This window comes from Clostridium aminobutyricum (assembly GCF_017255415.1).
Classification (GTDB): domain Bacteria; phylum Bacillota; class Clostridia; order Peptostreptococcales; family Anaerovoracaceae; genus Aminipila; species Aminipila aminobutyrica.
Genome location: NZ_JAFJZZ010000001.1, coordinates 190,566 through 205,402, shown reverse-complemented (window position 1 = coordinate 205,402; position 14,837 = coordinate 190,566). Strand labels below are relative to the sequence as shown.

Genomic DNA, 14,837 nt, shown 5'->3' with positions numbered 1-14,837 from the left:
AATATCGTAAACGATATTTCCTGCGTTATAAAATAATTATATAATGTTAATTGGTCTATTAGTAGTTCCAATTTAGACAAAATTAATAGGGGCAGTTTTCATTGTATCCATCCAGATTATATGAATTGGCTCTTTCCATTGATACAATCAACCTATATAATAACATTAAAACCAGTACAATTTCCTATTAAGTTCAAAAAAGGAGGAATTTTTATGTTCAGAGAAATGAGAAGAAGCGATAAAATGCTGACAAACGAGGAAATGACCGACATTATGAATACTGCTGAATACGGTATTTTATCAACAGTGGGGGAAGACGGAGTTCCTTACGGTGTCCCGGTAAATTTTATATTTGATGGCGGTAATATTTATTTTCATTCTGCCTTAACAGGTCATAAACTCGATAATATACAATCGAACAATAAGGTTTCTTTTTGTGTAGTGAAAGACGTCGAGTTAATTCCGGACGACTTTAACACAAAATTTAAAAGCGTTATTGCTTTTGGCGATATAAAAGAAGTGGCGGCAGAAAGAAAGCAAGAAATCTATGTTCTGATCCTAAAAAAATTCTCGAACGACTATATGGAAGCCGGAATGGAATATATTAAAAAAGCCGGTGAACAAGCAAAAGTGTATGAAATAGAAGTAAAGCACATAACGGCAAAAGGCAAAAAATAACCGATTCCGTCAATCAAATGGACATTTCTACTAAATAAAAGCAGGAGTTGCGCATGTCGCGCATAAACCCCTGCTTTTTTCTATCCTGCTTTATTTATATTTTGAAGTTGGTTTTCCACCGTCTCTCGTTTTACTTCGTTCCCGTCCGCCGTCTCTGCTTTTGCTTCGGTCTCCGCGGTATCCGCCCCTATTTTTCTGACGATTCCCTTCGCCGCTTTTTTTCGCAAAATAACCGAATTTATCCCGTCTATTTACAGTGAAATCATTGTCCAATTCGGATTCTTCATAATTCCGTTCATCCAACTCATTAAACTTCATTTTAAAGAGTGCCGCCGCAATATCCAGTGTCGTGATATCATCAGAGTCTTCCAATATCTGCTCAATGGCTGTCGTGTATTTTGAATACCCGCCTTTATCCAGCATAGCCATCACTTCCTGAATCGCAGAATGCAGTTTTATGGTTTCAATGCTGGAGATGGTCGGAGGATTCGTTTGTATAATTTTCGATTTGGTATAACGTTCAATATCTTTTAATTTATAGATATCCCTCCCAAACACGAAGGAATAGGAAACGCCTTTCTTTCCGGCTCTTCCCGTTCTTCCGATTCGATGTACGTAATATTCTTCATCACTTGGGAGATCATAGTTAAATACCGCCTCTACATCATTTACGTCAATGCCTCTTGCTGCTACGTCGGTTGCTATTAATATATCAACAAGTCCTTTACGAAATTTACTCATGACACGATCTCGTTCTCTTTGCTTCATGTCCCCATGAAGTGCTTCCGCAGAATAGCCTCTTGCCTGCAAGGAAGTACAAAGTTCATCCACCTTGCGCTTTGTATTACAAAATACAATTCCCAATTTGATATTCTTCGCATCAACTAATCGGCAAAGCAACTCCAGCTTGGAGCTTTCACGAACCTCAATATAATATTGCTCTATCGTGTCTATAGTCACTTCCTTATGTTGGGTCACAACATGCTCCGGATTTTTCATATAGGTGTTGGCAATCTCCAGTATTCCCTTTGGCATAGTTGCAGAAAAAAGCATCATCTGTCTCTCTGCAGGAACATCCTGCAAAATCGTATCAATGTCTTCTCTGAATCCCATATTGAGCATCTCATCCGCTTCATCCAAAATAATCATTTTCAGCAATTCCAGTTTCAGCGTGCGTCTTCTCATATGGTCCATCACTCTGCCCGGTGTACCGATGATGATCTGTGGTTTACTCTTCAAAGAAATAATCTGACGGTCAATAGATTGTCCACCATAGATGGCTAACGACCGAACGCCTTTTTTATATTTGCAAAGGTTTCTGAATTCTTCTGAAACCTGAATCGCCAGTTCTCTCGTCGGGCATAATACCAGAACTTGGGTTCCTGCCTGCTTTATGTCAACCATTTCAATGGCAGGGATACCAAAAGCACAGGTTTTCCCTGTTCCTGTTTGCGCCTGTCCAATGACATCTAAACCGCTCATGACTAACGGAATCGCTTTTGACTGAATTGGGGTCGCTTCTTCAAACCCCATAAAATCCAAAGCTTTTATTATCGCATCAGATAGGTTTAGTTCTTTAAAATTTAAATTATCCATTCATTTCCTCATTTCATTTACTACTATGATTGTAGTACTCGTATCGTATTATTATATTTTTAAATTCTCTTTCTGTCAAACTATTTCAATAGGTTTTCTTTCACTTGATTGAAAAAAAGTTCTATTTAGTATATACTATAGTATTATTGCTAAAGCTGGTTGAAATATTAGTCCTATTATTTATGAAAAACATAGCATTTTTAAATAAATTAATTTATAGGGTGAAATCATGAGGCAAAAACTCTCACAATCTATTACAACGAGATTTATTTTTTTAATAAGCATACAAGTCATAACAGAGGCTTTGCTATTTGCTGTCCTTTTGTCAAAATTCGACCTGTCTTTCAGTCATTCTAATTCTTCGGTCAACATCTGCATTGCTATAGCTGCTGTCACTCTAATCAGCTTTACCGTAAGTTTATTGATGACAGGTCTACTCTTCATTCGGCCTGTGAAAACCCTCAGTAACAATGTACGTGAACGGGACCCGATGAAACTTGCATCATTAGGACGAACCAACATAACTGAACTGGATTTGCTCGCAGGAACCATTGAGTCACTGTCTGCCAATGTAGCGGATTCTTCTTCCAAAATGTCGAATATACTGGACGTAGCCGGGAAAAGAATGGCTATTTATGAATATTATCAGGCCTCTTCTCAAGTCTACATTACAAAGCATTTATTTTTACTGCTGGAAGAGCCGGATTTGTCGCTGCACATTACAGGCTTCATTCCCTCCAATGTATTTGACGCAAAGATGGCCAAACTCGAAAAATTCTTAGTACCCAGTCAATCCACCAAAAACAACTTGGTATTTCATCTGGATAAACCGTTCTCTACATCTAAATGGATTCGGATGATTACCATCCACAGTGAAAATCAAATACTCGGTGTACTGGAAGATATCACCGATGAAATGTTAGCTAAAAATAAAATGGAATTTGAGCGGGATTACGATATTCTCACGGGTCTTCTGAATCGCCGTGCATTTTTTGCTAATGTGGAAAAGCTATTCTCCTCGCCTGAACAAATAGGCATCGGTGCTATGTTTTCACTGGACTTAGATAATTTAAAAAAGATGAATGATACCTATGGACACCACTATGGGGACGAATACATACGTGCTCTATCCAATGTGTTAAACGTAACTTGCAGAAAAAATACCATCATCTCCCGACTCGGCGGGGATGAATTTGCATTATTTATGCATGGTTTTTCTTCAAAGGAAGAAATACGAAGTGAAATTGTGCGATTAAGTATTGCCATTCATAACCACTCGTTCAATCTGCCCGACGAAACCAGTACTGAGTTGAGGGCCTCTGCCGGAGTTGCTTGGTATCCTGACGACTCTACTTCCTATCTTCAGCTCATTAAATACTCCGATTTTGCCATGTATTCCGTCAAGAAAACAACAAAGGGTGTCTTTGCAGAATTTAACTTAAAAGATTACGAAAAAGACTCTCATTTTACAGAAATGTCCGAGCACTTTGAAGAGTTTATCAAGCATAAAACGTATGAATATCACTTTCAGCCGATTTTGGACGCAAATACAGGAAATATTTTTGGCTATGAAGCCTTGCTGCGGTCGAATCATTCGGTTATCAAAACACCGCGTCAGTTGCTGGAGCTTGCGGCTTCTCCATCCCAGTTGTATGAGATTGAGAAAATCACATGGTTTGCCGGGATCAAAGCATTTAACGATTTAAACGTCGCTCCGTCCAGTAAATTATTTATTAATTCCATCCCGGAACAACAGCTTTCCGTATCGGATACCAGTGCGCTTGAACGAACTTATTGTCATATGCTGAACCGAGTAATAGTAGAACTGGACTACGGCGGAGGGGCGAACGCAAAGTATACAAAGGCAAAGCAAGACTTCATTCGAAATTGGGGCGGCGAAATAGCATTAGGAGACTACGGTACCGGCTCCTATAATGAAGATATGATGAAAGATATCGCACCGAAATACATTAAAATAGATCTTTCCATTACTCAAAATCTTACCAGAGATGAAAATAAACGCAAACTGATTAAAAGTATTGTTACTTATGCGCATCAGCGGAATGCTTTCGTCATAGCCGAAGGCGTTGAGCGCCAAGAAGACATGTTTGCACTGATTGATATCGGAGTCGATTACTTGCAAGGATTCTATATTTGCAAACCGTCCAAAAAACCACCGCTGGACTTTACTATTATTAAGTCACAGATAACCAATTATAAAAGACAGCAAGCGTTGAAGACAACGAACGAAAATGCATAGTCATCAAGACTCCTAGAGAGTGATAACTATGCATTATTTTTTACCGACTCATTATCGTTAACGTTGATTTCAAGTTACAGATTGAGCTAGTTTATACTGAAGTGTAACTTTTCTCCATCTGAATCCAATTTAATTTGATCACCATCTCTGATTTCGCCCTTGATAATCATGCCGGCGATTTCGGTCTCCACATGTTTTTGCAAATACCGTTTAACCGGTCTTGCTCCATAAGATGGAGAATAGCTTTCTCTGGCAATAAACTGTTTCGCCGCCTCCGATAGCGTAATGGTCATATTTCTATCCGCTAATCTTGACTGGATACCAATCATACTTAAATCAATAATTCTGGTTATCTGGCTTTCTGTCAGCGGTGAGAATACGACAATATCATCAATTCTATTTAAAAATTCAGGTTTGAAGTACTTTTTCATTTCTTCGGAAACCTGTTTCTTCACGTTTTCATCAATCGTTCCGTCCTGTTTGATATGATCGATCAGATAAGGACTTCCTATATTTGAAGTCATGATGATAATGGTATTTTTAAAGTCAACAGTTCTTCCCTGGTTATCCGTCAATCTCCCGTCATCAAGCAATTGAAGCAAGATATTAAATACGTCCGGATGCGCCTTTTCAATTTCATCAAATAAGATGACACTGTATGGTCTTCTTCGAACGGCTTCCGTCAATTGTCCGCCTTCATCATAGCCTACATAACCCGGAGGCGCTCCTACCAATCTGGACACAGAATGCTTCTCCATATACTCAGACATATCAATTCGAACCATACTCTTTTCACTGTCAAATAGAGATTCGGATAGTGCTTTCGCTAATTCAGTCTTACCTACACCGGTAGGTCCTAGGAAGATGAAAGATCCGATTGGCTTATTGATATCCTTCAGCCCCGCTCTGGCCCTCAAAACAGACTCAGATACGGCCGTAACGGCATCCTCTTGCCCAATCACCCGCTTGTGAAGAATCTCCGGTAATTTCAGCAATTTTTCCCTTTCGGTTTCCACCAATCGGCTTACCGGTATGCCAGTCCAAGCGGATACAATTTCAGCGATTTCTTCCTCCGTTACTTCTTCTTTCAACAGCTTTCTTTCCGCTTCTGCTTTCTGTGCTTCCTCCGCTTCATTCAGCTTTTTCTCCAGTTCCGGAAGTGCCCCGTATTTCAATTTAGCAAGCAATTCAAGATCATACTGTCTTTCTGCCTCTTCAATCTGATGTTTTACTTCCTCCACTTGAAGTTTAACAGACTTCAAATCGGTAATAGATTTCTTTTCCATCTCCCATTGAGCCCGCATGCTCGCATTCTCAGCCTTTAATTCGGACAATTCCTTATCCAGAATATCTAACCGATGTTTAGAAGCCGAATCCTTTTCCTTGGATAACGCCTGTTTTTCAATCTCCAACTGCATAATTTTTCTCGATATTTCATCTAGTTCTGCCGGCAGGCTGTCAATTTCCGTACGAATTTTAGAAGCTGCCTCATCCATTAAGTCGATGGCTTTATCCGGAAGAAACCGGTCACTGATATATCGGTCGGAAAGCGTCGCACAAGCGATTAAAGCGCCATCCGTAATTCGTACGCCGTGATGAATCTCAAAACGTTCTTTGAGTCCCCGCAATATGGAAATCGTATCCTCCAGCGTAGGCTGATCCACCAGAACCTTTTGAAAACGTCTTTCCAGTGCAGCATCTTTTTCAATATACTTTCGATATTCATCCAGCGTGGTAGCACCGATGCAATGCAATTCGCCTCTTGCCAGTTTCGGTTTGAGCAGATTCCCTGCGTCCATGGAACCTTCTGTCCTGCCCGCCCCCACGATATTGTGAATTTCGTCAATGAACAAGATGATACGTCCATCGGATTTTTCAATTTCATTTAAGACCGATTTCAGACGTTCTTCAAATTCACCTCTGAATTTCGCTCCTGCTATCAGCGCACCCATGTCCAACGCAAAGATAGTCTTATCTTTTAATCCTTCCGGGACATCTCCATTTAAGATTCTCTGGGCAAGTCCCTCTACTACCGCTGTTTTACCAACCCCCGGTTCCCCAATCAATACGGGATTATTCTTTGTCCTTCTGGATAAGATTTGAATCGTATGCCGGATTTCCGCATCTCGGCCTATGACCGGATCCAGCTTTCCGTCTCTGGCCATTTCAACTAGATCGCGGCCGTATTTATTTAAAGCTTCGTAATTATCTTCCGGATTCTGACTGGTTATCCTCTGATTTCCTCTTACTTTTGTTAATGTCTGTAAAAATTTTTCTTTTGTAATATCATGCTTTCTAAAGATTTTTGAAGAAGGTGTACTCTTCTCATCCAGTAAAGCCATATACATATGCTCTACGCTTACATACTCATCTTTAAAATTTTCAGCATTTTTTTCCGCTTCTATAAGAAGCTTGTTCAATCGCTTCGTAGAATACATATTGTCGCTTGCACCGATCACTTTTGGAAGCTTCTCCATTTCGGCCTGAAGTTCCCCAATAATCTCTGTCGATGAAACGCCCATATAGTTTAGCAGCTTTGGAATTAATCCATCTTGCTGCATCATCAGAGCTAAATGAAGATGTTCTCCATCTAATTGCTGATGTCCTTCCTGTATGGCAATATTTTGGCATTCTACTATTGCGCCTTGAGCATTTTGTGTGTATTTATCAAAAGTCATCATTCCACCCCCTGCTTTTATTTTTTGGATTGACTACAAAAATCTTTTTCGTCCCTAATTATTCCTATTTTCTGACTACAATTTTATCTTATACCTAATTTTACAAAAAGTAAACAACTTTTTTAGCACTCACTCAACAAGAGTGCTAACAGTGTGCTAATGATTGTTGAATTTTAAGCATTTTATTATCCAAAAAAGTATAAAACCTGATTTTCAACCGAAAACGATCGAATCAGGTTTATATAAGTATAGTTTATGATGGAATACAGATTTTCATTCCAATTCTTAAGTTGTATGGATCAAGATTAGGGTTTGAATCCATAATAGCGTTCAATGACACCCTGTAGTTTTTTGCTATCATATACAAGGTATCTCCTTTTACGATGGTATGCATCACGCCTCTGCACTCCGCTTCTGCAGGCTCATTCGGTTCCACCTCTTCCATCTCCCCCGGAATACAGATTTTCATTCCGATTTGAAGGTTATAAGGATTGGATATTTGATTTGCCATCATGAGATCACATACAGGGACACTGTATGATTTCCCTATAGAGTAAAGCGTATCACCCTCTTGTACTGTATAAACCGCAATACAATAACTTTTTCGTCTCATATAATTTATTTCACCTCTCGCAATTCAGATATATAAGTAACTAATATATACTATTTTCATGAACGTGGTTTTGTGATAAAATAAATCATTGACTTTTATGCTCGATGCCTTTTGCCGGGATCATCTGGAGAATAACAAGTCTGAAAAAAGAAAGGAATGATTTTTTGAAGAGACTTTATAACCCAACTTTTTTGGTTCTGATTGTTGTTATGGCTGCTATGGCCTTTTTAAATGGAAGATTTGCCAATCCGCTTGACTGGCTCATGAACATGGCACTCATGCTTCCGGCTATCGTTATCGGTTTATCTTTTCATGAGTTCGGACACGCCTTTGCCGCTTATAAGCTCGGCGATATGACCCCTAAATATCAAGGAAGAGTAACCCTGAATCCGCTGTCTCACATCGATCCGTTTGGTTTTTTATGCTTAATGGTAGCAGGGTTTGGATGGGGCGTACCCGTGCAGGTTAATCCAGATAATTTTAAGAAGCCCCGAAGGGATGAATTGATTGTTTCAGTAGCGGGAGTCGCCGTTAATTTCCTGATCGCTCTTGTATCAGCCGGCATCCTTGCTCTGTTTTTTAAATTTAATTATACCTTTATCGCTATGACGTATATGGGGGGCATCGTTCAGCAAATCATCAGCTACCTCATCCTTATCAATTTAGTCTTAATGATATTCAATTTACTGCCGATTCCGCCGCTTGACGGTTTTGGAATCATTACAGAACTTTTCAATTTGAGAAATACTTCGTTTTACTATCAAATTTATGATAAAGGTTTTCTTATTCTGATGGTTCTTATCCTGCTGAATGTAACAGAAAAAATATTGTCACCAACGGTAAACTTTTTCTATACCTTCTTGCTGGGTTTGTTCTTTTAGCTCATTATTGCGACTTCTTCCAATGGAATTTTACGTATAAAAAGCCCTTTGCATGTTTCAAGCAAAGGGCTTTTATCATCTACTGATTTTCTATTATCTATAGAGTGGATGTGCATCACAAAGCGCTTTTACAATTTTCTTCGCTTCCTCTGCCTTTTCTGCATTTCCCGGATTGTCCAATACCAGGCTGATTGCTTCCGCTACTTTTACGACATCTGCTTCTTTAAAGCCTCTTGTTGTCATCGCAGGCGTACCTAATCGGATACCTCCGGTTGTAAACGGGCCATACGGATCATTTGGCACAGCATTCTTATTCGTTGTGATATTTGCTTCATCTAAATATTTTTCTGCTTCTTTGCCGGTAATTCCCTTATTGATTACGTTTACAAGCACTAAATGATTGTCTGTTCCGCCGGAAATCAACTTAAAGTCTCTCGCCATCAATTCACTCGCAAGAACTTTTGCGTTCGCTACAATCTGCTTTTGATATTCATTGAATTCAGGAGTAAGTGCTTCATGGAAGCAAACTGCCTTTCCGGCAATGACGTGCATCAATGGACCTCCCTGAATACCTGGAAAAATGGCCTTGTTTAATGCAGGGCCAAATTCTTCCTTTGCAAATATTGCTCCGCCTCTCGGTCCTCTTAAAGTCTTATGTGTCGTGGTTGTTACAACATGTGCATGTTCGATTGGATTTGGATGAAGTCCGGCAGCTACCAGTCCTGCAAAATGTGCCATATCTACCATCAATAAGGCACCCACTTCGTCTGCAATTTCTCTAAACTTAGCGGCGTCAATGATTCTCGGATAAGCACTTGCACCGGCAACAATCATCTTTGGCTTATGCTCATGAGCCAGCCTTCTTACTTCTTCAAAGTCAATGGTTTCCGTATCTTCCTTCAATCCATAAGAAACAAAATTAAAGTACTGTCCTGACATATTTACCGGGGAACCATGTGTTAAATGTCCGCCATTTGGGAGACTCATACCAAGCACAGTGTCACCTGGCTTTAATAATGCGAAATATACTGCAATATTAGCACTTGAACCGGAATGAGGCTGCACATTTACATATTCTGCACCAAATAATTTTTTTGCTCTTTCGATGGCTATCAGTTCTACTTCATCTACATGCTCACATCCGCCATAATATCTTTTGCCGGGATAACCTTCGGCATACTTATTGGTCAACGCACTGCCGCAAGCTTCCATTACTGCTCTGCTTGTAAAATTCTCAGAAGCGATCATTTCGATTTTGTTTTCTTGCCGGCTCATCTCGCGCTTTATCATTGCGCTTACTTCTGCATCTACTTGGTCTAAATAATTAAAATACATTTCTCTTCTCCTTTTTCTTTATGTAGTCAACAGGTTTCATGCTGATGACGAAATACATTTTCTACGTTATAATAAATCAGAAAGCAGCCTGGATACGGATTCTTTAAATTGAATCATCATGCCTCTGCTGTTATATATTTCCTTAGTCAATTCATGGGAGTTTGATATATCTTGTTCAAAGATCGTTTCTAGCTTACGGGCTAACTTCTCATCAAAGATAAACGCATTTGATTCAAAATTTAGCTTAAAGCTTCTCATATCAAAATTAGCGGAACCTACCGAAGCAACTTCCCCATCCACTACGATAGTTTTTGCATGCATGAATCCATTGTCATAAATAAAAACCCTGGCTCCGGATCGAATCAGTTCTCCTACATAAGAATAAGTCGCCCAGTATACAAACATGTGATCCGGCATACAAGGAATCATCACTCTCACATCTACTCCGGACTGTGCGGCCATCTTTAACGATTCCAAAATGCTGCTATCGGGTACAAAATACGGAGTCTGAATATAGATATTTTTATGGGCGGAAGTGATCATTTTCATATAGCCGCGCTTTATCTGTGCTTTCTGTTCATCCGGCCCACACGAAACTATTTGAATTCCGGTACAGCCTTCTTGAATCACTTTACTGTAATAGGCTTCTGATAATACGATCTCTTCTTTGGATGCAAACCGCCAGTCCATCAAAAAACGGGCATTAATATCCTGAACACTGCTGCCTAAGATTCTTAAATGCGTATCTCGCCAGTAGCCAAACTTCTTTTTCAAGCCCAGATACTCTTTTCCGATATTGAAGCCCCCGATATATCCAATCCGTCCATCAATGACAACCATTTTACGATGGTTTCTGTAATTCAACTTCAAGTTAAGATATTTAAACTTTGGCGGGAAGAAAAAAGCGACCTTTCCGCCTGCTTCCAATAATTTTTTTATACTTAAAGTCGAATACGACAGCTGTCTGCTTCCCATCGCATCAATCAGCAACCTCACTTCAATGCCAGACTTTGCTTTATCTGTCAGTACATCAAGGATTTTGCGGCCCACCAAATCATTTTTGATAATGAAATATTGGATATTAATCGTACATTCCGCTGCTTCAATATCTCGGATAAGGCTGTCAAAAAATTCATGTCCGTCAGTAAAAATTGACACACTGTTATCTTCTGTAAAAAAAGCATTGCTGTATACTTGGTGAAGCCGGATCATATCGCTCCAGTTTCTTGCAGCAAAAGTAGTAAAAGAATATTCCCCTGTTTTCATTTCCTTGATTTGTTCATGCAATGCCGTATGAATGGTTTCTTCTTCGAATCGGGTCATTTTAAAAATCTTTTTTCTCGAGAGGTTCTGAGAAAAAAGAAAATAGAAAAAAATACCTACTATAGGGATTAAAAATAAAATCATAATCCAAGCCAATGTGGCAGAGGGATTTTTTCGTTCCAAAAATATGATAGTAAAAGCAATAAAAAGATTTGTAACAAACAATATCGTTACAAAGTAAGGTACTCGATTGAAAATATCATAAACCAAATGCATCTTTACCTCCATCAGTATAACTATCCAAGACCTTTACTTTTTTTCATATTTTAGAATATAGTATACCATTTTTCTTGCGGTGATGCCAAGAAACTTTTAATATTTTACACAAAACCCCTCAGCAATATGTTTTACTAAGGGGTTCTATTATTGGCAATATTCACCTATTCTTTTCTATTAAAAAAAAGCTAGATTTACGCGCTCCGCTCTTCATGCTGTTTACATCCACTTTGTATCTCCGGATAGTCCTTCATACCCGGGATGGTTGTCAAATCGAACCACACCGACTTGGCATTTCCCTTCCACTGCTTCTGTCACTTTCGCATGTCCGATCGTACCGAATCCACCGCAAAGCTCTATAACAAGCGCACCTTCATCTACTAATTTTTTTGCTTCGGAACAAGCCATTTCATAATTAGCCACTCCTACTGTAATCATCTCACCTTGCTCACCAACATCCATTACCATTCTCTGGGGTTCTGTTATAGCTCCGTTTACAAATAAAAATACAATCTTTCTTTTCATAGCAACTACCTCTCTTTATGCTTTACGCTTTAAGGAAAATATCGTACCTACGGCACAGATTCCTGTAAATATCAAAAACGATGCATGCATCGTGCTTATCAATAACTGTGGCTCAGCTTCTGCTAATGCCTTGTTTCCCATATAGATACCGACAACAACGGTTACCACCGCCATGCTTGAGGTATGACCGATATTTCTCATGGTAGCAAGCAAGGAAGAAGCTACTCCATATTCCGTTTTCTCTACACAAGCCATGATGGCATTTGTATTCGGCGAAGAGAAAAAAGCAAAACCCACACCCGCAACCACAAGAGCCGCTACAATTGTCCAAAGAGGATAGGCTTCTGAAATAAAGGATAATGCAAATAAGCTGACCGCACACAAGGCCATCCCAAAAGAGGCCAATTTAAACGGTGAAACTTTATCAGACAATCTCCCTGCAAGCGGGGATAGCAATGCCATTACTACCGGCTGTGCAATCAAAATAATTCCTGCAATCTGCGAAGTATATCCCATCACCACTTGCAGATAGATCGAAAGTAAATATCCTATGGCGAACGTAGCCCCATAGTTCAGCAATGCAGCTATGTTGGAAAACGAATAGGATAAATTATTCGCAAATAGGCGAAGCTCAACAATTGGGTTATCAACTTTCAGTTCATGCCTTCCAAACAGTACAAGCAGTACTAACCCTACCGGCAATAATATTTTGGCTAAATTGCTCGTAGAAAAGGCAGATAAACCATATAATACGGTAGGTATCATCAAAATATATAAGATGTTTCCTAGTAAATCCAAATTTGTTTTTTCAAGTTGCCGCTCGTCTTTCGGCAGTTTTCTCCATGCTATAAAAAATACCACCGCACTGACCGCAAAGGTTACTAAAAATATGGACCGCCACCCCAGGTAATGATTAAAAAATCCGCCAATCACCGGTCCTGCTGAAAGTCCTATATAGGTAGATGCTGTTGAATATCCTAAAACACGTCCCCTATCTTCGCCCGGAAACGAACTCACCAGAACCGCAATGTTTGTACTGAAAATCATGGCAGCTCCAAAGCCTTGAAGTGCTCTTATGGCAAGCAAAATCTGAATATTCCATGCAAATGCTGCAAGCAAAGAACTCAGCGAAAAAATCAAGATCCCGCATACCAAAATTTTCTTTCGGGACGCTATATCCGACACCCTTCCAAATGGAACAGAGAAACCTGCAGATGTCAACATATATGCGGTTACAATCCAACCTACCAAACTAGCGCTGGCGTTAAATTCTTCTCCAACCGTAGGTACGGATAGGTTCAATGCACTGCCCGTAAATGTTGTAATAAATGCTGTAATTATCACTACTAAAAGTGTAGCTTTTTGTTTTTTTTCAAAATTAGTATTCATGTTGTTATTATACGCTTTTGATAAAAAATAATCATTAAATTATTTTTTCAGTCAATAGTCTCCAGTGACAGAATCAATTCCTTCTGTGTACGCTTTAAAAATAGACTTCGCCGTTTCCTCCCCTAATAAATTGTCACCGACTTGGGAGTAATGAAGATCGTCAAATCTCATTTTCCCATTTTCGACGGTGAAAGATCCAGCTGATCTCGTAGCAATCGCAATGTCACTATTTTCGTCAGCCAATTGCAGCTGTGCATTGTAAGAGCCTGCAAACTTTGGCTTCGTTAAAATGATAAAGCCATTTTGGAAGCCATACCCATCACCAGTTAAAGTTTGATGCATCAGCATATAGTTTTCTTTATAAGAATTAACATCTGTGTTTCCGTCCGATTCACCTTGCACCCAAATATAGCTTCTTATCCTTGGTTCAAAGTGCTTTAGGAATTCTTCTTCGTGCAAATGTTTCTGTATGACGCCCCAAACATATTCAATATGCTGGTAAGATTCTCCAGTCTTTGGAATAAACGTGTCCACTTTTCTGCCGCTTACGCCTGCATTAACCATCAATAGCTTTTCGCCGGTCAATTCATATAGGGTTTTGCCTAGGGCAGCCTCGATATTGCCACGTGCCATGGAGCCGTCTTTATTATTCATGGAGCGGATTTGCTCTCCCCCCACCAATTCACTATAGTGATATGCCGTTCCCGGCTTTGTAGCCGTAGCCAGCTGCGGTTCCGCATAATAGTAAGAAGCGTTGCTTTGTCCGGTAATTATATAGATTTCTAACGGTGCCCGTATTGTTTTCGTGATAACCAGTTCTTCTGATTTTGCGCCATCGGTTGCCGTAATAACGGCTCCTTCATCACTCACACCGACAATTTTAACATTACCGAGATTATCTACTGCTGCAATATCCGGGTTGCTGCTGCTGAAACGCTTCGCAACTATCGTTTTAGGAATAAACTTATATCGATCATCATATTGCAGTTCAAAGCCGAGCTCAGGATCTTTTACAAATTTTATCTGATACAAATCATCTTTCACATATATTCTTGCGATAGCCTGTTTGTATCCATCTGTAAAATACGCCTGAAAAACACTCCCGTTTTCACAGCTTATTTGTGGTATCCTCGGTCTGCCATCAGGCAATTTTACGATTAAATGCTCTCCTGCATCCACTTCAATCTTATAACTGGAATCATCCAAAGAAATTAACCGATTGATCTCATTGGCGTAGGAATTGCTGCCTGTATAGAGGGCAATTCCCCCCATTACACCTGCCGCTACCACTAAAAAACCTATTAAATTTAATATTCTCCTGCTTTTGATATTTTTCATCACTT

General features: G+C 39.5%; 11 protein-coding genes. 3 read left to right on the top strand and 8 right to left on the bottom strand.

All coding sequences use genetic code 11. The annotated features are described in order from the left end of the window. Window positions 1-213: 213 nt before the first annotated feature. Window positions 214-678, top strand: a complete 465-nt coding sequence (locus JYB65_RS01015; RefSeq protein WP_206580722.1) for a pyridoxamine 5'-phosphate oxidase family protein — start codon at window positions 214-216, stop codon at window positions 676-678. A 90-nt stretch (window positions 679-768) separates the two neighbouring features. On the opposite strand, the gene JYB65_RS01010 is transcribed toward JYB65_RS01015, so the two are convergent. Further along, window positions 769-2,274: a DEAD/DEAH box helicase gene (locus tag JYB65_RS01010; RefSeq protein ID WP_206580721.1), complete on the bottom strand. Its 1,506-nt coding sequence runs from the start codon at window positions 2,272-2,274 to the stop codon at window positions 769-771. 229 nt (window positions 2,275-2,503) lie between these two features. Here JYB65_RS01010 and JYB65_RS01005 point away from each other — a divergent pair, with 229 nt between their 5' ends. Continuing rightward, on the top strand, window positions 2,504-4,534 hold the full coding sequence (locus tag JYB65_RS01005; RefSeq protein ID WP_206580720.1) for a GGDEF domain-containing protein: 2,031 nt from the start codon (window positions 2,504-2,506) through the stop codon (window positions 4,532-4,534). A gap of 86 nt (window positions 4,535-4,620) precedes the next feature. On the opposite strand, the gene clpB is transcribed toward JYB65_RS01005, so the two are convergent. Continuing rightward, entirely contained in the window at window positions 4,621-7,212 is a 2,592-nt protein-coding gene (clpB, locus tag JYB65_RS01000) for an ATP-dependent chaperone ClpB (protein ID WP_206581741.1), read from the bottom strand. Window positions 7,213-7,465: 253 nt separating this feature from the next. Then, window positions 7,466-7,825, bottom strand: a complete 360-nt coding sequence (locus JYB65_RS00995; protein WP_206580719.1) for a LysM peptidoglycan-binding domain-containing protein — start codon at window positions 7,823-7,825, stop codon at window positions 7,466-7,468. A gap of 164 nt (window positions 7,826-7,989) precedes the next feature. On the opposite strand from JYB65_RS00995, the gene JYB65_RS00990 reads away from it, so the two are divergent. Continuing rightward, window positions 7,990-8,706, top strand: a complete 717-nt coding sequence (locus JYB65_RS00990; RefSeq protein ID WP_206580718.1) for a site-2 protease family protein — start codon at window positions 7,990-7,992, stop codon at window positions 8,704-8,706. Window positions 8,707-8,799: 93 nt separating this feature from the next. Here the strand turns inward: JYB65_RS00990 and JYB65_RS00985 are convergent, their stop codons facing one another. The 5 genes from JYB65_RS00985 to JYB65_RS00965 all read right to left on the bottom strand — a co-directional run bounded on the left by JYB65_RS00985 (window position 8,800) and on the right by JYB65_RS00965 (window position 14,832). Then, window positions 8,800-10,041 (bottom strand): serine hydroxymethyltransferase, encoded by a 1,242-nt coding sequence (locus JYB65_RS00985; protein ID WP_206580717.1) that lies wholly within the window; start codon window positions 10,039-10,041, stop codon window positions 8,800-8,802. Between the two features lie 66 nt (window positions 10,042-10,107). Further along, a complete protein-coding gene (gene cls, locus JYB65_RS00980; protein WP_206580716.1) occupies window positions 10,108-11,580 on the bottom strand; it encodes a cardiolipin synthase in 1,473 nt (490 codons plus the stop codon). Between the two features lie 219 nt (window positions 11,581-11,799). Beyond that, window positions 11,800-12,105: a DUF6506 family protein gene (locus tag JYB65_RS00975; protein ID WP_206580715.1), complete on the bottom strand. Its 306-nt coding sequence runs from the start codon at window positions 12,103-12,105 to the stop codon at window positions 11,800-11,802. 15 nt (window positions 12,106-12,120) lie between these two features. Continuing rightward, window positions 12,121-13,494, bottom strand: a complete 1,374-nt coding sequence (locus tag JYB65_RS00970) for an MFS transporter (RefSeq protein WP_206580714.1) — start codon at window positions 13,492-13,494, stop codon at window positions 12,121-12,123. A gap of 51 nt (window positions 13,495-13,545) precedes the next feature. Then, entirely contained in the window at window positions 13,546-14,832 is a 1,287-nt protein-coding gene (locus JYB65_RS00965) for a sialate O-acetylesterase (protein ID WP_206580713.1), read from the bottom strand. Window positions 14,833-14,837: the final 5 nt, after the last annotated feature.

Excerpts from the sequence above, each read along its gene's own strand:
- JYB65_RS01015 (WP_206580722.1), top strand. The coding sequence starts at position 214 with ATGTTCAGAGAAATGAGAAGAAGCGATAAAATGCTGACAAACGAGGAA.
- JYB65_RS01010 (WP_206580721.1), bottom strand. The coding sequence starts at position 2,274 with ATGGATAATTTAAATTTTAAAGAACTAAACCTATCTGATGCGATAATA.
- JYB65_RS01005 (WP_206580720.1), top strand. The coding sequence starts at position 2,504 with ATGAGGCAAAAACTCTCACAATCTATTACAACGAGATTTATTTTTTTA.
- clpB (WP_206581741.1), bottom strand. The coding sequence starts at position 7,212 with ATGACTTTTGATAAATACACACAAAATGCTCAAGGCGCAATAGTAGAA.
- JYB65_RS00995 (WP_206580719.1), bottom strand. The coding sequence starts at position 7,825 with ATGAGACGAAAAAGTTATTGTATTGCGGTTTATACAGTACAAGAGGGT.
- JYB65_RS00985 (WP_206580717.1), bottom strand. The coding sequence starts at position 10,041 with ATGTATTTTAATTATTTAGACCAAGTAGATGCAGAAGTAAGCGCAATG.
- cls (WP_206580716.1), bottom strand. The coding sequence starts at position 11,580 with ATGCATTTGGTTTATGATATTTTCAATCGAGTACCTTACTTTGTAACG.
- JYB65_RS00975 (WP_206580715.1), bottom strand. The coding sequence starts at position 12,105 with ATGAAAAGAAAGATTGTATTTTTATTTGTAAACGGAGCTATAACAGAA.
- JYB65_RS00970 (WP_206580714.1), bottom strand. The coding sequence starts at position 13,494 with ATGAATACTAATTTTGAAAAAAAACAAAAAGCTACACTTTTAGTAGTG.
- JYB65_RS00965 (WP_206580713.1), bottom strand. The coding sequence starts at position 14,832 with ATGAAAAATATCAAAAGCAGGAGAATATTAAATTTAATAGGTTTTTTA.